Genomic DNA, 17,852 nt, shown 5'->3' on the forward strand with positions numbered 1-17,852 from the left:
TTATTTTTGCTCGGGCTCACGTGGGGCGGACGGTCAGGCCGTTTGAAAACGTAGCGAGCGAAGGCAAGACAAGGCAAAAACAGGCGAGGAAGCGGAGTGTAGGGACCTACATGAGCATTCCGAGCCTGTTTTTAACGCAGTATTGCCGAGCGCAGTCGTTTTCATACGGCCTGGGGGAATGCTCCTCAGCACTCCACCCAGCTCACGGCCAGGCCGCCCCGTGAAGTTTCTTTGTATTTGTCATGCATGTCGGCGCCGGTATCGCGCATGGTGCGGATCACCCGGTCCAGGGAAATGAAGTGTTTACCGTCGCCGCGCAGGGCCATCTGGGTGGCGTTGATTGCCTTCACCGCGGCGATCGCGTTGCGCTCGATGCAGGGCACCTGCACCAGGCCGCCGACCGGGTCGCAGGTCAGGCCGAGGTTATGTTCCAGGCCGATCTCGGCGGCGTTTTCCAGCTGCTCCGGGGTGGCCCCAAGCACCTCGGCCAGGCCGGCGGCGGCCATCGCGCAGGCGGAACCCACCTCGCCCTGGCAGCCGACTTCGGCGCCGGAGATCGAGGCGTTTTTCTTGCAGAGGATGCCCACCGCGGCGGCGCCGAGGAAGAAGTCGACCACGTCGTCGTCCGACGCTTCGGGGTTGAACTTCATGTAGTAATGCAGCACCGCCGGGATGATCCCCGCCGCACCGTTGGTCGGCGCCGTCACCATGCGCCCGCCGGCGGCGTTTTCCTCGTTCACCGCCAGGGCGAACAGGTTGACCCACTCCATGGCCGACAGGGTCGAGCTGATGACGTTGGGCTTGCCGATTTCCAGCAGGTTGCGATGCAGCTTGGCCGCGCGGCGCGGCACATCCAGGCCGCCGGGCAGGGTGCCTTCGTGGTGCAGGCCCTGCTCGACGCATTCGCGCATCACCGCCCAGATGTGCAGCAGGCCGCTGCGGATTTCGGCGTCACTGCGCCAGGCCCGTTCGTTGGCCATCATCAGTTCCGAGACCCGCAGCTGGTGCCGTTGGCACAAGGCCAGGAGTTCCACCGCGCTGTTGAAGTCGTAGGGCAGTTCGACGCCGTTGGCCACCGGGGCGCCTTCGGCCACTTCGGCTTCCTCGACGATAAAACCGCCGCCCACGGAGTAGTAGGTCTGCCGCCACAGCAGGCCGTCCGCAGCGAAGGCTGACAGCGACATGGCATTGGGGTGGTAGGGCAGGCTCTCGTCGAGCAGCAGCAGGTCGCGGTGCCAGTCGAAGGCGATGCGCGAGCGGCCGCCGAGGCTCAGCTCGCTGCTTTCGCGCAGTTGCTGGATGCGTGGGCCGATGCTGCTCGGGTCGATGCTGTCGGGCCATTCGCCCATCAGGCCCATGACGCAGGCGCGGTCGGTGGCGTGGCCGACGCCGGTGGCGGACAAGGAGCCGTACAGACGGATTTCCACCCGCTGCACCTGCTCCTGCAACCCTTGCTCGAACAGCCCCTGGGCGAAGGTCGCGGCGGCGCGCATCGGGCCGACGGTGTGGGAACTGGACGGGCCGATACCAACTTTGAAGAGATCGAAAACACTGATAGCCATGCTAAAGCCTTACAAGCAATGGAAGAGAAATCGCTGCCATTTTTTGTAGGCCGAGCGTCAGGTCGGCGATACTGCCTAGCTCGGTCAAGACTGACCAACGAATTTTCCTAAGACAGCCTTTAGCAGGACTAAACGATGAGTCGTCAGTTTCATGCCCAGACCTACGTCTGGCTGCATGTGTTTTCCTGTGCCGCGCGGCACTTGTCGTTCACCCGTTGCGCGGAAGAACTGCACATCACCCCGGGGGCGGTCAGCCAGCAGATCCGCCTGCTGGAAGAGCGGCTCGGCTTTCGCCTGTTTCACCGGCGCGCCCGTGGGGTGGAACTGAGCGCCGAGGGGCAGCGGCTGGCGATCACGGTGAACGAGGCCTATGGCAGCATCGACGCCGAATTGCGCCGGCTGGATGCCGGAATGATCAGCGGCACCTTGCGCCTGCGCTCGATCCCGTCGTTTCTCGGCAAATGGCTGACTCCGCGTTTGCCCCGGCTACAGCAGCGTTTTCCGGACATTCAGCTGCGGCTGGTGGCCGAGGACAGCAGCGTGGCCCTGCATGAGGGCGATTTCGACCTGGCCATCGACCTTAACGACGGCAGTTATCCGGGGTTGTTATCCACAGCCTTGCTGGACGAGCAGATCTTTCCGGTCTGTGCCCCGGGCCTGTTGCGCGGGCGGCCGCCGCTGCACGGTCCGGCGGACCTGGTGCATTTCCCGTTGCTGCACGACATCACCGCCTGGCGCGGCAGCTATGAGTACGCGGAGTGGGAGTTCTATCTCAACGCCATAGGCTTCGAGGGCGCGGATGTGCGGCGTGGGCACACCTTCAACCGCAACCACCTGACCATCGAGGCGGCGACTGCCGGGATGGGGGTGGCGATTGCCCGACGTACACTGCTCAACGATGAACTGGAGCGCGGCACCCTGATTGTGCCGTTTGGCCTCGCGGTACCCAATCACAAGCGTTATGTGCTGCTGTATGCGCCGGGCGCGCTGAGCCATCCGGGCGTGCGCGCGGTGCACGACTGGCTGGTGGAAGAGGCGGAGATATTTCGCGGTTTGCACCCGCTGGGAGGGGGACACGGGTAAGCAGAAAGGACAGGGGAGCGAGGCGACCCAACTCCCGACATTAACAGCGCTTTTGCGCTTTGTCCGGCTTTATTTGCGAATAGATATTTATCTTTTTTAAGGGGTTGAATTGTTCTGCGCTCTGCCCAACTCTGTAAGCAAGAGGCCGCAAAAAGTACGCCCTCAGGGGCACGCGGTTCCTCTCGCGAGCTAGCTGAAATAAGGGAAGAACTATGCAAATCCAGGTCAATAGCGATAACCATATTCAAAGCAGCATCCGACTGGAGGAGTGGGTACGTACTACCATTGAGAGCACGCTCGAACGCTACGAGGAGGACCTGACCCGAGTCGAGGTTCACCTGCGGGACGAGAACGGCGACAAGCCCGGTCCCCACGATTTGCGCTGCCAACTGGAGGCGCGGCCAAAAGGCCATCAACCGATTTCCGTGACCCACAAAGCCGAATCCCTGGAACTGGCCATCGAAGGAGCGGCCACCAAGCTGGAGAATTCCCTGGAACACCTGTTCGGCCGGTTGCGCAACAAGCGCGCCGCGGCAGCGCCAAGCGCCCGCGAAGGCCAGGCCGACGCCTTGCTTGAAGAGGAATTCCTGGAAAACGAACAGGCCGCGCTCAATAGCTGACGGCTGAGTTACTGTTCAAAAACATGCGCCTGCTGCGCAGCTGATGTTTGTAGGTGCTGGACATCCAATGCAGGCCCTCATTATTGGGGGAGACACATAAAGGCCATCGCTGCGATGGCCTTTTTTTGTAGCTCAACCCAGGCTCATCCTGCTGTGTTCGCGAAAGGTCGTTGGCTGATCGGGCAAATGCGGATACCTGCGTGGCAAGGGGCTCGACAGTAGGCATTTGGAGTCGATTTCAGATCGCCTCTTGAATATGCCGCACTTCAATAATCAATATTTCCTCGGCTTTCTGGCTCAGGATGTTGCCGATTCGTAGCTTGTTCTGGCTGTCCAGATTTGCATCCCACTCATCGAGCAGGATTATCCGGGCCTTTTGATTCAGTACATGAAGGAGCTTTTGAACCTGACTTTCTCCAGTGGAAAGTGGAGCGTCGGTTTCATGAAAGCTTACGTGGTTTGGCAGCAAAATGGACTCGGCAAACTCTGACTTGATCAGTTTTAAAAAAGACGACTTTCCAGAACCATTCTTGCCTGACACGAGAAATCTTCCTTTAAGACTGGCGATTGTGCGAATGTCATCGAGCAATTGATCAATGGGGATGGTCTTTCCATTCACGGTATTGCAAATCGATATATCTTCGCGAACGACTTGTTTGTTGAGGTTCAGTGGCTCCAATGTATCGGTGAAATTCAACAGATTGCTGATTCTTTTGCAAAAGTATACGTACTTGCTGTTATACAAACTCATTGAGTGAACATTTCCGAATACCTGCAGGGACCGCGGTAAAACCGCAATGATCATCCCCCAAGGGACAGACTGGCTCAGAGGCAGTCCTTGCAGGTATATCAGAATTATTGCGACGGCTATACATATCGGCAAGCACGCGGCCAATTGCTCAAGCCTGGTGTAGTACAGGGAGGATTTAAGGAAGTCCGCGATCAATGATCTGGAAGAAGCCTCCGAGTAGCCAATCATGGATGAGTTTGCATTCAGGTAGTAATCCCAAAGCGAACTTGCACGCTTGACTACGTTGAGCCTCTTCTGTTGTATTTCTGTGGCGGAGACACTTATTCTGCTTTTCATGGCCTTTACCAGGAAGTATGAAATCAGAATGGAGCTTGCCATTAGTATGGCGATGTGGGTCCCGAGCACCCAATAAAATACATAGAGGGTGACTATGATATTGCTATACACGGAAGTCATGCCGAAATAGAGATTGACTGTGCCATCCAGCGTTGTCGGTACTTCACTGCCCAGCCAGCTCTGGACATTCTTGCGGTTTGCTTCAGACGAAAGAGGTTGATTGTGGCGAAGATGCTCGTAAACGGAGAAGATGTATTTCTCCCATAAATCAATCTTGAGCTTTGCAGAAATGAACTCTACTGCGGAACTGATCAGGTATCCCAGCAAGGCAAATGAGAAGAAAAGTATTATCCGAGTCTTTAGCAGTTGGTAGTCTTGCAGCGAAAGAGCCGCGCCAGCCATGGCAATATAATAGGTTGATATGCCCAGGGAAACTTGCTGAGAGATGATCAGCACAATGCCTGAAATGAAATACCTATTGGAGGTAAACATGCGGTGCCTCTTTAAAAACCACTGTCAGTTGCTGTGTGCAACCAACATCAGGTTTTTATAGGCTTGTTTTGTTATATGGTTATTTCTGAATGACAGGGCGCAAGTCGGAATAAACATGTCGAGCTGTTTTGTCAGCCTCGATGCCATCGCCAGCAAGTGCGTGCCTGCAGAGCGGAATGATTTGCTGTTCTGTAGGAGCCAGGCTTGCCGGCGATGAAGGCGGCGCGGTGTGTCAGGCCGGACGCTATCGCGAGCAAGCTTCGCTCCTACTGGCAGGCGGTGGCCGTGGATCAGAACGCCACGGAGGTCTGTACGTACAGGGTCCGCGGTTCGCCCACGTACTTGCCTTTGTTGTTGTCGTCGAACGAACGGGTGAAGTACTGGTGGTTGAAGATGTTCTTCACCCCGACCGCCACGCTCAGGTCCGACAGTTGCGGGCCGAAGTCGTAGGCGGCGCGGCTGCTGAACAGCATGTAGCCGGGAATCCGCCCGGTGCTGCCGTCGGCGCTTTCGGCGGAGGTGTTGGCGTTGTCGGCGAACTGGCTGCTCTGGTAGCTGCTGTCGAAGTTCAGCTTCCACGGGCCTTCGGTGTAGCCAATGCCGAGGGTGCCCTTGTGCTTGGACGAGAACGGCACGCGGTTGCCCTTGTTCGGCCCGTCCTCACGGATGGTGGCGTCGACGTAGGCGTAGGTGGCGTACAGATCGAAACCGGCCAGCGCCGGGCTCAGGCCGTCCAGCGCATAATTGACGCTGGTCTCGATGCCCTGGTGACGGGTTTCGCCACGGGCGATCACCGAGTCGTTGGTCTGGTTGCTGTCGTACTGGTTGTCGAAGTTGATCAGGAACGCGCCGATCTCCGCCCGCAGGGCGCCGTCGTCATAGCGGGTGCCCAGTTCCCAGGTGCGGGCCTTCTCCGGTTTCACTTCGCCGCTGCTCACACGGTTGGGCATCTGGCTGTACTGCACGCTGCCGAACGAACCCTCGGTGTTGGCGTAGAGGTTCCAGCTGTCGGTCAGGTGGTACATCACATTCAGCGCCGGCAGCGCGGTGTTGTAGTCGCCCTTGTATTTGACGTTGGTCAGGTTGTTGGTCTGCTGGGACTCGATCATCTCGTAGCGGATGCCCGGGGTGAGGGTCCACTTGCCGATGTCGATGCGGTCGTCGACGAAGAACGCATTGGCCTCGGTGCCGCCGCGGGTATCGCGGTCGTTGCGGCTGCTGGTGCTCGGCAGTTGTTGGTTGGCGCTGATCGGCGTGCGGTAGCGCAACTCGTGGCCGGCCTCGTTGATGTAGCGGTAGCCGATGCCCAGCTCGTGGCTGGTCGGCCCCAGGTCGAAGCCCTGGGCGAAGCGGGTTTCGATGCCGCGCACCCAGTATTCGCGCGGCGACAGCGAGAGGAAGCTGCCCTGGTCCAGGTAGCCGCTGCGCAGGGTCTTGGTGAAGAAACTGTTGACGGTGAATTCGCGACGATCTTCCTGGTAGCGATAACCGAAGTTGATCAGCGTGCGACGGCCCCAGAACTTGTCGTACGGACGGGTCGACTGATAGGGATCGGCCTTGTAGTCGGCGACGTTCAGGCCGCCGGGCATGTCGGCCTCGCCCTCGTAGTACTGGGCCATGGCGTTGAAGCTGTTGGCGTCGTCGAGCTGGTAATGGCCCTTGAGGATCAGGTCGTCGATTTGCGTGTCGCTGTGTTCGCGCCAGTCGCCGCCACGGGTGCCGGAGTACAGCAGGGCGCCGCCCAGGCCGTTGTCGGCGGTGCCGCCGGCCAGCAGGTTGCCGGTGGTCTTGAAGCCGTCGTGGCTGGAGGACGGGCTGGTCTCGGTCTGGAAGCCGCCCTTGACCGTGGGTGCATCGGGGATGGCACGGGTCACGAAGTTGACGATGCCGCCGACGTTCTGCGGCCCGTAACGCACCGCGCCACCGCCACGCACCACATCCACGGCGTCCATGTTGCCCATGCTGACCGGGGCGAAGGACAGCTGCGGCTGGCCATAGGGCGCGAAGGGCACCGGAATGCCGTCCATCAGTACCGTGGAGCGCGAGGCCAGGCGCGGGTTGAGCCCGCGAATGCCGAAGTTCAGCGCCATGTCGTGGCTGCCGGTGCCGTTGTTTTCCGGGGCGTTGACCCCGGGGATGCGGTTGAGCACGTCGCGGGCCTGGGTCGCGCCCTGGCGTTCGAATTCTTCGCGGCGGATCACATCCCGCGCACCTGGATGCTCGAAGACGTTGGTCTGCGCCGCGTCGCCCAGCCAGTCGCCGACCACGCTGGAGGCGCCCAGCTCCAGGGCCGCCGGTGCGCCCTCGGCGCTCACTGGTTGCAGGCTGAAGGCATTGGTGCCTTCGGCGCGGGCTTGCAGGCCGGTGCCCTTGAGCAGGGCATTCAGACCTTCTTCGGTGGTGTAGCTGCCTTCCAGGCCCTGGCTCTGCACGCCGCTGGTGACCTGGGAGCCGAAGGAAATCAGCACCCCGGCTTCACGGCCGAACTGGTTCAGGGCGTTTTCCAGCGACGCCGCCGCGATGTGGTAATCGCGCGTCGGGCCGTCGGCGGCCATGGCCAGCGGCAGGGCGGAAAAGCTCAGGCTAGCGCCCAGCAGCAACTGGCGCAGGGTACGGGCAAGGGGCGTAAGGCGAGTGGGGTGCTGGGGCATGGACATCGATCCTGAGAAGGTTGCAGTCAAAGGGGGCTTTCCTTCTCTGTCACGCGAGTGCTGGAAAACGGCTCACACAAAATGAAAATAATTCGCACGTCGGAAAAAAACATTGAATCGGCACTGATTGGTAGCCGCTGCCGAAGGCTGCGATCGACCCCGAAGGGGACGTGCTCTTGAGGCCCTCGAAGGTCCTTCGGGCCTTATCGCAGCCTGCGGCAGCGGCTACAGGTTCAGGCGCGGGCTTCGACCGTGACCCAATAACGGGTGAAGCGCCGGACCTTCACCGGCAGGCTGATTTCCAGCAGGTCGAGGATCCGTTCGCTGTCGTCCAGTGGGTAACTGCCGGAGATCAGCAGGTCGGCGACCCGTGGATCGCAGTTGAGCTGGCCGCGACGGTAGCGGCCCAACTCGTCGAGGAAGTCCGCCAGGCGCATATGGGCAGCCACCAGCATGCCCTTGCTCCAGGCGCCGCTGCCGGCGTCCAGCGGCCGCGGGTTGTCCCAGGCGCTGCGGGTGAAGCTCAATTGTTGCCCCTTGCTTACCTGCAATGGTGCTGCCGAGTAATCCGACGGGCTTAGGCTGACGTTGCCCTCGAACACCGCCAGTTGGGTGCGCTGGCTGAACTGGCGCAGGTTCAAACGTGCGCCTTGCGGGCGCAGCAGGCCGTGGGTGCTCTGGATCAGCAGCGGCCGGCGGTCGGCCGCTGCGGTCAGCAGGATCTCCCCGGCCAACAGCCGGATCAGCCGTTGCTGGCCATCGAAACTCACGTCCACCGCGCTGTCGGTATTGAGCTGCAGCTGGCTGCCATCGCTCAGTTGCAGCGTGCGCCGCTGGCCCACCGGGCTGCGGTAGTCGGCCATCAGCGGGGTCAGCGGATTGTGTTCGCGCAAGCCCCAGGCCGCGGCGGAACCGGCGCCGAGGATCAGCAGCAGTTTCAGCGCCTGGCGCCGGCTGGAGGACTTCGGCGCGTTGAGCGCGGCATGGGCCAGGGGCGAAGACAGGCCGCGCAGCCGCTGGTTGACCCGCTGGATATGTTCCCAGGCCCGTTGATGTTCGCTGTGGGCGTCGTGCCACTGCTGCCAGGCCAGTTGCTGGCGCGGGCTGAGCGGCCCCGCCTGCATTTCGAGCAGCCAGTGCACGGCCTGTTCGGCGACCTGGGCGCCGATGTCCGGCGGACGGGGGAGTGCAGCGTTCACAGGGCGAAGTAACAGCGCAGGGCTGCCTTGTGCAGGTGGCGCTTGACCGTGGCGATGGAAATCCCCAGTTCGCGGGCGATCTCGCCGTGTTTCAGGCCATCGACCTGGGCCAGCAGGAACGCGCGTTTCACCAGGCGCGGCAAACCGTCGAGCAACTGGTCCAGCTCCATCAGGGTCTGCAGGATGATCGCCTTGTCCTCCTCGGACGGCGCCAGCAGTTCCGGCATCTGCGCCAGCGTGTCGAGGTAGGCCCGTTCCAGGTCCTGGCGCCGGTAGTGGTTGCACAGCACCCGTTTGGCGATGGTGGTGAGGAACGCCCGCGGCTCGACGATCGACGGCGTTTCCCGGGCGCTGAGCACCCGCATGAAGGTGTCCTGGGCCAGGTCGGCGGCGCTGTCGGGGCAGCCGAGCCGACGCCGCAACCAGCAGTTCAGCCAGCTGTGATGGGCGTGATAGAGGACTTCGACGGTAGAGGAGTGAGCCAAGCCGAACGCTCCGGCAGCATGAAAATGCTTAAGAGAACAAGAATTGTTCGCATTGTAGTGGCCGGGCATGGCATTGGGCAATCAACCCGGACCGACGGAAGAGCCCTCGGTGGGTTGTGGATTTTTTGCGCATGAGAATATTTATCATTAATATTGCGCCGACTTGAGCCCGCGTGAGGTATTTGCCAATGCCGGGCTGTCCTGGTTTCAAGGTCGAAACATGAAAAGCAAAGTTGCTGCGATCCCTTTTTCCTATCGTCTGGCCGTGACTTCACGGGTGCTGGCCGCGGTGTTCGGCGGGTACCTGCTGGCGGCGTTGTCCAGCATTTGCATGACCCTGCTGCTCCCTGTGTCCCGCGCCGATGCGGTATTCGGCGGCATGATGGCGTCCTTCCTGTTCTACCTGGTGGCGGTGCTCTGGTGCTTCGCCTGCCGCACGGCCTGGCAGGCCTGGTTCGGGTTGCTGCTGCCGGCGCTGGTGTTGGCGGCGATTTCTGCGTTGGCGTATTGGATGAATCTCTCATGAAGGAGGGATTTCGCCAGTCCATGGCCTGGTTGCACACTTGGGTCGGACTGGTATTCGGCTGGCTGCTGCTGGCGATTTTCCTGACCGGCACCCTGGCCTACTTCAAGGATGAAATCAGCCATTGGATGCAGCCCGAAGTGCCGTCGCGCTCGGTCAGCAACGAGACCAGCCTGATCCTCGCCCAGAGCTACTTGCAGCAGCACGCCCAGGGTGCCTCGCGCTGGTTCATCAACCTGCCCGATGCCCGCGAGCCGGTGTTGTCGGTGATGTGGCAATTTCCGGGCAAGCCCGGCGAGCGCGGCGCCTTTACCCAGAAACTGCTGGACCCGGCCACCGGCGCCGAGCTGCAGGCCCGCGATACCCGCGGCGGCGAATTCTTCTACCGTTTCCATTTCCAGTTGCAGATGCCCTATCCCTGGGGCCGCTGGCTGTCCACCGCGGCGGCCATGCTGATGTTCGTTGCCTTGATCAGCGGCATCATCATCCATAAGAAAATCTTCAAGGACTTCTTCACCTTCCGCCCTCGCAAGGGCCAGCGCTCCTGGCTCGACGGGCACAACGCGGTGGGTGTGCTGGTATTGCCGTTCCACCTGATGATCACCTACAGCAGCCTGGTGATCTTCATGTCGATGGTCATGCCGGCGAGCATCCTGGCCACCTACGGCGAAGACAGCCGGGCACTGTTCAATGAGGCGTTTCCCGCCACCAACAACGCACCGGCCGCGGGCCGGACGGCGCCGCTGGTGCAGCTCGAACCGCTGTTGCAGCAGGCCCGCGAGCAGTGGCCGGGCGGCCGCGTGGGGCGTATCACGGTGAACAATCCAGGGGATGCCAATGCCTCGGTGAATGTCATGCGCCACGGTGGCGACCAGGTGGTTCGCGATTTTGGCAGTGCGGTTTCGTTCGACGGCGTCAGTGGCAAGCTGCTGCAGGTTGCCCCGCCGCAGTCGCCGATCGTCGCTATCCGAGGCGGTTTCTACGGGCTGCACATGGGCCTCTTCGCCGGGCCGCTGTTGCGCTGGCTGTACTTTATCTGCGGCCTGGCCGCCACCGCGATGATCGGTACCGGGCTGGTGATCTGGCTCGGCAAGCGCCAGCTCAAGCATGCCAAGAGCGGCGTGACGCCCTTCGAGTTGCGGCTGGTGGAAGTGCTGAACATCGCCAGCATGTCCGGCCTGGTGCTGGCCGTCGCCGCCTTCTTCTGGGCCAACCGCCTGTTGCCGGTGAGCCTCGCCGGGCGGGCGGACTGGGAAGTGAACAGCTTCTTTATCGTCTGGGGTCTGAGCCTGCTGCACGCCGCGCTGCGTCGCGGGCGCAAGGCCTGGGTCGAGCAGTTGGGCCTGGCGGCGTTGCTGCTGGCCAGTGTGCCGCTGCTTGATGCGCTGACGGTGCCCGATGTGCTGGATGGTTTTCTGGTACACGGCGACTGGGTCCGGGCCGGGTTCGACCTGACCTGCCTGGCGGCGGGGCTGTTCCTGGCCTGGGCGGCCTGGAAGATGTCGCGTCCTGCCTATCCCACCGCAGCCGCCCGCTCGCGACGGGCCGCCCTTGAAACCGAGGTGAATTGAATGCTCCTGGCGCTGCTGTTGTGTTACCCCGGTTTTGCCGGGTTGTGCCTGTCGATGGACCGTCACCACGCCGAACTCCTGGGCTACAAACCCACGGCCCGGCGCCGCAGTGGCCTGCGCCTCGGCGGCTGGTTGCTGCTGGCGGGTTCGCTGTGGGCGGCGATCGCGGCGGCTGGCTGGGCTTTCGGCCTGGTGCAGTGGTGCGCGGCCCTGATGCTCAGCGCCTTGTCGCTGGTGCTGTTGTTGCCCTATCAGCCGCGCCTGGCGCTGCTGGCGGCCGGGCTGGGGTTGCTGGTCAGTCCGCTGGCCGCGTTGGCGCAATGAGCGCTGCGCAACGCCCAGCCTGAGGCGCCGGCTGCGATTGTTCGTTGACACGGGCCCCTCGCCAATCGTTATCTGGGCGCCCGCCGCAGCCGCAAGGCTGTCGGCGGTGGGTTCGAGGTCATCAAGGAAATACCTTTCTCATGGGTTCAGTACATCGTTTTTACACTCGCGGGCTGGGGTTGTTCCTGGCCTTGTCGCTGGCGGCTTGCGCCAGCCATCCCGGCGCCCGGTACGCTGCCAACCTGGATCAGGTCCTCGCCGACCCGGCGCTCCAGGGCGCCACGGTATCGCTGACGGTGCGCGATGCCGAGAGCGGTGCGGCCTTGTATCAGCACAACCCCGACAGCCGCCTGATCCCGGCTTCGAGCCTCAAGCTGCTGACCACCGCCGCCGCGCTGGACATCCTCGGCCCCGACTACCGTTTCGCCACCGCGGTGCTGGGCGACGGTGCGCAACAGGGCGAGCGGCTGCACGGCAATCTTTACCTGCGCGGCTCCGGCGACCCGAGCATGCAGGCCAAGGATTATCAGGAGTTGGCGGCGGCGGTGGCGCGTACCGGCATTCGTCAGGTCGCGGGTGACCTGGTGCTCGACGACACCGCCTTCGACGATCAACGACTCGGTGTCGATTGGGCCAGCGACGATGAAAGCCTGTATTACGCGGCGCAGATTTCCGCGCTCAATATTTCTCCCAACGACGACTTCGACGCCGGCAGCGTACTGGTTGCGGTAACCGCACCGACGGTGCCGGGAGCGCCGCTGGCGGTTCGCGTCAGCCCGGAAAACCGGCTGATGAGCTTGCGCAATCAGGGCCGGGTCGGGACGGCGGACAGCCTGCAGGTCGGCCGTGAGCATGGCAGCAATCTGCTGCTGGTCAGTGGCGCCTTGCCGCCGGGGCAGTCGCGGCGCAATTGGGTCAGCGTGTGGGAACCGACCCGCCTGGTGGCGGACGTGTTCCAACAAGCGCTGGCCGAGCAGGGCGTGACGGTGCTGGGCCAGGTGCGCCTCGGCCAGCCCACGGCGCCCGCCGCCCGGGTGCTGGCCAGCCACTCGTCGATGCCGCTGGCGGGCCTGATCACGCCCTTGCTCAAGCTGTCGAACAACAACATGTCCGAGGTGCTGCTCAAGGCCATGGGCCGCAAGACCGCCAATGCCGGCACCGCCGCTGCCGGGGTGGCGGCCATCGAAGGCTTCCTGCGGCGCCAGGGCCTGAGCCCGCAAGGGTTGGTGCAGGTGGACGGTTCCGGGCTGTCGCGGCGCAACCAGATTTCCAGCCAGAGCCTCAGCGACCTGTTGCTGGTGGCGCGCAAGCAGCCTTGGTTCGCCACCTGGTACGCGGCGCTGCCGGTGGCTGGCGATGCCCAGCGCATGACCGGCGGCACCCTGCGTTATCGCCTGCAAGGCACCGGGGCTGTGGATAACCTGCACGCCAAGACCGGCTCGATGCAGGGCGTGTCGTCGCTGTCCGGGTATCTGCGCGCGGCCGATGGTCGCCGGTTGGTGCTGGTGATGCTGTCGAACAACTACCGTGCCGACGGCGCGCAGATCAAGGCCCTGGAAGACCGGGTGACGCGGGTGTTGTTGCAGTAAAAGCCTGGAACGACGGAGGGTAATCGATACACCGTCTTCGCGGGCAAGCCTCGCTCCTACAGGCGCTGCGTTCGTAGGAGCGAGGCTTGCCCGCGAAAAGGTGCGACGCTGTACGCCTGCCGATCACTCGCCGTCAGCCGAGAAACGCCTGGCGATATTCCCCGGGCGTGCCGCCCAGGGCCTGGCGAAAGCGGTTGGTGAAGTGGCTGGCGCTGGCGAAGCCGCAGGCCAGGGCAATCTCGCCCAGGGGCAGGCAGGTGCCGCGCAGCAGGTCGCGGGCATGTTTCAGGCGTCGCGCCAGCAGGTATTGATGGGGCGGCAGGCCGAAGCTTGCGCGGAACATCCGCGCGAAGTGGTATTCCGACAAGGCGCAGCGCGCGGCCAGTTGCCCGAGGCTGATCGGCTCGGCCAGCTGGCTGTCGATGTATTCCACCAGTTGCCGGCGCTGGTGCGCCGCCAGCCCGCCCTTGAGGCGCAGGCCCTGGCGCTGGCCGACCTGGGTCAGCAGGGCGTGGCTGAGCATCTCGTGGGCCAGGCTGCTGGTCAGCAGGCGCTCGCCGGGCTCGTCCCAGTTCAGCTGGATCAGTTGCCGAAAGCGCCTGGCCTGCTGTGGGTCGTCGAGGAAGGTGGTTTCCTGCAATTGCAGCTCGCGGGGTTCGCGGTCCAGCAGGGTCACGCAGCCCAGGGCAAATTGTTCCGGGCTGAAATACAGGTGGGCCAGGCGGATCCCGCCATTGATCACCCAGGCAGACTGGTGCTCGGCGGGCAGGATGCACAGCTTGTCCGGGCCGCCCTTGGTCCCCGGCTGGCCGCGGCGAAAGGTCCCGGTGCCGCCGGCGATGTAGCACGACAGGGTGTGATGGCTCGGCGCTTCGTAGTCCTGGGCGTCGTGATGGTTGCTCCACAAGGCTGCGGCCAGGCCGTCACCGAGCTCGGCGCTGTGCTCCAGGCGAGCATTGGGCGAGCGGTTCAGGGCTTGAAAGACTTGCAGGGTTTCCAGTGCGGGCATGGCGGTCAGGTCTGAAATTGAACGGCATTCTGTAGCCGCTGCCGATAGGCTGCGATAAGGCCGAAGGCCTTCAGCGATCTCAAGGGCACGTCTCCTGCGGAGCCGATCGCAGCCTGTCGGCAGCGGCTACATGGCTCTGCATCCTACTCCGTGGGCGGCGCGCTGCCAGCCCGGCAACCGACAAAAGCGCAAGTTTATGCAAGCGCCCGGGCAGGCAATGGCCTGAGACTGGGTTGCCCTGCACAGGAGTCTCGCGCCATGAACCTCACGCTTTATCTGCTCACCGTCCTGATCTGGGGCACCACCTGGATTGCCCTCAAGTGGCAGTTGGGGGTGGTGGCGATTCCGGTGTCCATCGTCTATCGCTTCGCCCTGGCGGCCCTGGTGCTGTTCGTCATGCTGCTGCTCAGCCGCAAGCTGCAGGTGATGAACCGCCGCGGGCACCTGATCTGCCTGGCCCAGGGGCTGTGCCTGTTCTGTATCAACTTCATGTGCTTCCTGCACGCCAGCCAGTGGATTCCCAGCGGCCTGGTGGCGGTGGTGTTTTCCACGGCGACCCTGTGGAACGCCCTGAATGCCCGGGTGTTCTTCGCCCAGAAGATCGCCCGCAACGTACTGCTGGGCGGGGCGTTGGGGCTGCTGGGGCTGGGCCTGCTGTTCTGGACGGAACTGGCGGGGCATAGCGCCAGCCCGCAAACCCTGCTCGGCCTGGGCCTGGCGCTGTTGGGCACCTTGTGTTTCTCGGCGGGCAACATGCTGTCCAGCCTGCAGCAGAAAGCCGGCCTCAGGCCGCTGACCACCAACGCCTGGGGCATGGCCTATGGCGCGGCGATGCTGGCGGGCTATTGCCTGGTCAAGGGCATCCCTTTCGATATGGAGTGGAACGCGCGCTACATCGGCTCCTTGCTGTATCTGGTGATCCCGGGATCGGTGATCGGCTTCACCGCCTATCTGACCCTGGTCGGCCGCATGGGCCCGGAGCGGGCGGCCTACTGCACCGTGCTGTTCCCGGTGGTGGCGCTGAATGTCTCGGCCTTCGCCGAAGGTTACCAGTGGACCGCCCCGGCGCTGGCCGGGCTGGTCCTGGTGATGCTGGGCAACGTGCTGGTGTTCCGCAAGCCCAGACTTGTGCCTGCATCTGCATCCGGATTTGAATCTGAATCTGTAGCCGCTGCCGAGCCTGCGAGGCTGCGAACGGCGGCGCAGCCGTCGCAAAACCAGGCGACCTGATTCTGCAGGTCTATCGCTGAAGGTCCTGCGGACCTTTTCGCAGCCTCGCAAGCTCGGCAGCGGCTACAGGGCGTGTGGGCGGCAGGGCTTCTGTAGAAGCGAAGCTTGCTCGCGATGGCGGCACCTCAGGCACAGCGCGTGGTTCCTGGAGCGGGCAAGCGAGCGTCGGCCGGCCGCTCCTACAGAGGACAGCGCGGGTTTCAGCCTTTCCACACCTGCGGGTTGACCAGGTCTTGCGGACGCTCGCCGAGCAGGGCGCTGCGCAGGTTGGCCAGGGCGCGGTTGGCCATGGCGTCGCGGGTTTCATGGGTGGCCGAGCCGATGTGCGGCAGGGTCACGGCGTTTTTCAGCTGGAACAGCGGCGACTCGGCCAGCGGTTCCTTCTCGTAGACGTCCAGGCCGGCGCCGCGAATCGTGCCGTTCTGCAGGGCTTCGATCAGCGCCGGCTCGTCCACCACCGGGCCGCGGGAGATGTTCACCAGGATCGCGCCCGGCTTCATCAGCGCCAGTTCGCGGTGGCTGATCAGGTGCTTGGTCTTTTCACTCAACGGCACCACCAGGCAGACGAAATCCGCTTCGGCCAGCAATTGCTCGAGGCTACGCAACTGCGCGCCCAGCTCCTGTTCCAGCGCGGGCTTGCGGCTGTTGCCGCTGTAGATCACCGGCATGTTGAAGCCCAGGCGACCGCGTCGGGCGATGGCCGCGCCGATGTTGCCCATGCCGACAATCCCCAGGGTCTTGCCATGCACATCGCAACCGAACAGCGGTGCGCCGACGCTGGCCTGCCATTGCCCGGCCTTGGTCCAGGCGTCCAGTTCGGCGACGCGCCGGGCGCTGCTCATCAGCAGGGCGAAGGCCAGGTCGGCGGTGCTTTCGGTGAGCACGTCCGGGGTGTTGGTGAGCATGATCCCGCGTTCGTTGAAGTAGGCCAGGTCATAGTTGTCATAGCCCACCGAGACGCTGGAGACCACTTCCAGCCGGCTGGCGTTTTCCAGCTGCGCGCGGCCCAGCTTGCGACCGACGCCGATCAGGCCGTGGGCGTGGGGCAGGGCTTCGTTGAATTGCGCGCCGATATCGCCCTGCTTGGGGTTGGGCACTATCACCTCGAAGTCCTGGCGCAGGCGCTCGATCATGTCCGGGGTGATGCGGCTGAAGGCAAGTACGGTCTTTTTCATCGCGGGAAAGCTCGTCAGGCAGAGGAGAATGCCAAGCAAGCTAACATTCCCCACGGGCTTTTTGTAGCAGCTGCGCAGGCGGTCAGGGCCGGATGATTCTGCGAATGTAGCCGCTGCCGCAGGCTGCGATCGGCTCCGCAGGAGACGTGCTTTTGAGATCGCCGAAGGCCTTCGGCCTTATCGCAGCCTGCGGCAGCGGCTACAGGGATGGGGGAAGCATGACAAAGCCCCGAAGGGCTTGGCTCATGGGGCCAGGCGCACGCCGCTGAGTCCGCCGCTCAGTTCATAGGCCGTCAGCTCCGCCTGATGGGCGGCGAGAATCTCCGGCAGGGTGTTGCGCAGGTACTCGACCCAGGTCTTGATCTTGGCGTCCAGGTACTGGCGCGACGGATAGATGGCGTACAGGTTCAGCTCCTGGGAGCGGTACTTGGGCATGACCCGCACCAGGGTACCGTTGCGCAGGCCCTCGATGGCCGCGTACACCGGCAGCACGCCCAGGCCCATGCCGCTGGTGATCGCGGTTTTCAGCGCGTCGGCGGAGTTCACCAGGAACGGCGAGCCGTTGAGGGTGACCCCTTCCTGGCCCTCGGGGCCGTCGAACAGCCATTTGTCCAGGGCGATCACCGGGCTCACCAGGCGCAGGCAGGCATGGTTCGACAGGTCGCTGGGGCTGCTCGGGCAGCCATTGGCTTTCACGTAGGCCGGCGAGGCGCAGACGATGCTGTAGGTGATGCCCAGGCGTTGGGAGACGAAACCCGAGTCCGGCAGCTCGCTGGCCAGCACGATGGACACGTCGTAACCCTCGTCCAGCAGGTCCGGCACGCGGTTGGCCAGGGTCAGGTCGAAGGTCACGTCCGGGTGCGACTTGCGGTACCGGGCGATGGCGTCGATCACATAGTGCTGGCCGATGCCGGTCATGGTGTGCACTTTCAACTGCCCGGACGGCCGCGCGTGGGCATCGCTGGCCTCGGCCTCGGCTTCTTCGACATAGGCCAGGATCTGTTCGCAGCGCAGCAGGTAGCGCTTGCCGGCCTCCGTGAGCGCGATGCGGCGAGTGGTGCGGTTGAGCAAGCGGGTTTGCAGATGGGCCTCCAGATTGGAGACCGCGCGCGAGACATTCGCCGTGGTGGTGTCGAGCTGGACGGCGGCGGCGGTGAAGCTGCCGGCTTCGGCGACACAGCTGAAGGCACGCATGTTTTGCAAAGTGTCCATGGGGTGCTCTCTGGGGAGATGGCAAATTGTGACACGAAGT

General features: G+C 63.3%; 15 protein-coding genes. 7 read left to right on the forward strand and 8 right to left on the reverse strand.

From position 1 onward, the window contains the following. Nucleotides 1–185: 185 nt before the first annotated feature. On the reverse strand, nucleotides 186–1,562 hold the full coding sequence (locus tag PMI20_RS08215; RefSeq protein WP_007932397.1) for an L-serine ammonia-lyase: 1,377 nt from the start codon (nucleotides 1,560–1,562) through the stop codon (nucleotides 186–188). A gap of 135 nt (nucleotides 1,563–1,697) precedes the next feature. Here PMI20_RS08215 and PMI20_RS08220 point away from each other — a divergent pair, with 135 nt between their 5' ends. Both PMI20_RS08220 and PMI20_RS08225 read left to right on the forward strand, forming a co-directional pair. After that, the gene (locus PMI20_RS08220) at nucleotides 1,698–2,645 is read left to right on the forward strand and encodes a LysR substrate-binding domain-containing protein (RefSeq protein ID WP_007932401.1); all 948 of its coding nucleotides are present in this window, start codon (nucleotides 1,698–1,700) and stop codon (nucleotides 2,643–2,645) included. A gap of 212 nt (nucleotides 2,646–2,857) precedes the next feature. Continuing rightward, nucleotides 2,858–3,265, forward strand: coding sequence for an HPF/RaiA family ribosome-associated protein (locus PMI20_RS08225; protein ID WP_007932409.1), 408 nt, complete (start codon nucleotides 2,858–2,860; stop codon nucleotides 3,263–3,265). Between the two features lie 238 nt (nucleotides 3,266–3,503). Here PMI20_RS08225 and PMI20_RS08230 read toward each other — a convergent pair whose 3' ends face one another. The 4 genes from PMI20_RS08230 to PMI20_RS08245 form a co-directional block, all read right to left on the reverse strand. Continuing rightward, nucleotides 3,504–4,844 (reverse strand): ATP-binding cassette domain-containing protein, encoded by a 1,341-nt coding sequence (locus PMI20_RS08230; protein WP_007932410.1) that lies wholly within the window; start codon nucleotides 4,842–4,844, stop codon nucleotides 3,504–3,506. A 290-nt stretch (nucleotides 4,845–5,134) separates the two neighbouring features. Next, on the reverse strand, nucleotides 5,135–7,495 hold the full coding sequence (gene fecA / locus PMI20_RS08235) for a TonB-dependent Fe(3+) dicitrate receptor FecA (RefSeq protein WP_007932412.1): 2,361 nt from the start codon (nucleotides 7,493–7,495) through the stop codon (nucleotides 5,135–5,137). Between the two features lie 233 nt (nucleotides 7,496–7,728). Then, nucleotides 7,729–8,694 carry a FecR domain-containing protein gene (locus tag PMI20_RS08240; RefSeq protein ID WP_007929386.1) on the reverse strand — a complete coding sequence of 322 codons (966 nt, stop codon included), beginning with the start codon at nucleotides 8,692–8,694 and terminating at the stop codon, nucleotides 7,729–7,731. Next, entirely contained in the window at nucleotides 8,691–9,179 is a 489-nt protein-coding gene (locus PMI20_RS08245; protein ID WP_007929384.1) for a sigma-70 family RNA polymerase sigma factor, read from the reverse strand. The genes PMI20_RS08240 and PMI20_RS08245 overlap by 4 nt, the downstream gene beginning before the upstream one ends. Before the next feature lie 220 nt (nucleotides 9,180–9,399). On the opposite strand from PMI20_RS08245, the gene PMI20_RS08250 reads away from it, so the two are divergent. From PMI20_RS08250 to dacB, 4 genes are all read left to right on the forward strand, one after another. Continuing rightward, the gene (locus PMI20_RS08250; protein WP_007929383.1) at nucleotides 9,400–9,705 is read left to right on the forward strand and encodes a DUF3649 domain-containing protein; all 306 of its coding nucleotides are present in this window, start codon (nucleotides 9,400–9,402) and stop codon (nucleotides 9,703–9,705) included. Further along, nucleotides 9,702–11,273 (forward strand): PepSY-associated TM helix domain-containing protein, encoded by a 1,572-nt coding sequence (locus PMI20_RS08255; protein ID WP_007929382.1) that lies wholly within the window; start codon nucleotides 9,702–9,704, stop codon nucleotides 11,271–11,273. The genes PMI20_RS08250 and PMI20_RS08255 overlap by 4 nt, the downstream gene beginning before the upstream one ends. Continuing rightward, nucleotides 11,274–11,597, forward strand: coding sequence for a DUF3325 domain-containing protein (locus PMI20_RS08260; RefSeq protein WP_007929380.1), 324 nt, complete (start codon nucleotides 11,274–11,276; stop codon nucleotides 11,595–11,597). It abuts the gene before it with no gap. A gap of 140 nt (nucleotides 11,598–11,737) precedes the next feature. Next, a complete protein-coding gene (gene dacB / locus PMI20_RS08265; RefSeq protein ID WP_007929379.1) occupies nucleotides 11,738–13,186 on the forward strand; it encodes a D-alanyl-D-alanine carboxypeptidase/D-alanyl-D-alanine endopeptidase in 1,449 nt (482 codons plus the stop codon). 133 nt (nucleotides 13,187–13,319) lie between these two features. Here the strand turns inward: dacB and PMI20_RS08270 are convergent, their stop codons facing one another. Beyond that, the gene (locus PMI20_RS08270) at nucleotides 13,320–14,195 is read right to left on the reverse strand and encodes a helix-turn-helix domain-containing protein (protein WP_007929376.1); all 876 of its coding nucleotides are present in this window, start codon (nucleotides 14,193–14,195) and stop codon (nucleotides 13,320–13,322) included. Nucleotides 14,196–14,453: 258 nt separating this feature from the next. Here PMI20_RS08270 and PMI20_RS08275 point away from each other — a divergent pair, with 258 nt between their 5' ends. Beyond that, on the forward strand, nucleotides 14,454–15,425 hold the full coding sequence (locus tag PMI20_RS08275) for a DMT family transporter (protein ID WP_284172168.1): 972 nt from the start codon (nucleotides 14,454–14,456) through the stop codon (nucleotides 15,423–15,425). Nucleotides 15,426–15,625: 200 nt separating this feature from the next. Here PMI20_RS08275 and PMI20_RS08280 read toward each other — a convergent pair whose 3' ends face one another. Both PMI20_RS08280 and PMI20_RS08285 read right to left on the reverse strand, forming a co-directional pair. After that, the gene (locus PMI20_RS08280; protein WP_007930993.1) at nucleotides 15,626–16,600 is read right to left on the reverse strand and encodes a 2-hydroxyacid dehydrogenase; all 975 of its coding nucleotides are present in this window, start codon (nucleotides 16,598–16,600) and stop codon (nucleotides 15,626–15,628) included. 243 nt (nucleotides 16,601–16,843) lie between these two features. Beyond that, complete coding sequence (locus PMI20_RS08285; protein ID WP_007930066.1) at nucleotides 16,844–17,812, reverse strand: LysR family transcriptional regulator; 969 nt, start codon at nucleotides 17,810–17,812, stop codon at nucleotides 16,844–16,846. Nucleotides 17,813–17,852: the final 40 nt, after the last annotated feature.

This window comes from Pseudomonas sp. GM17 (genome assembly GCF_000282175.2).
Classification (GTDB): domain Bacteria; phylum Pseudomonadota; class Gammaproteobacteria; order Pseudomonadales; family Pseudomonadaceae; genus Aquipseudomonas; species Aquipseudomonas chlororaphis.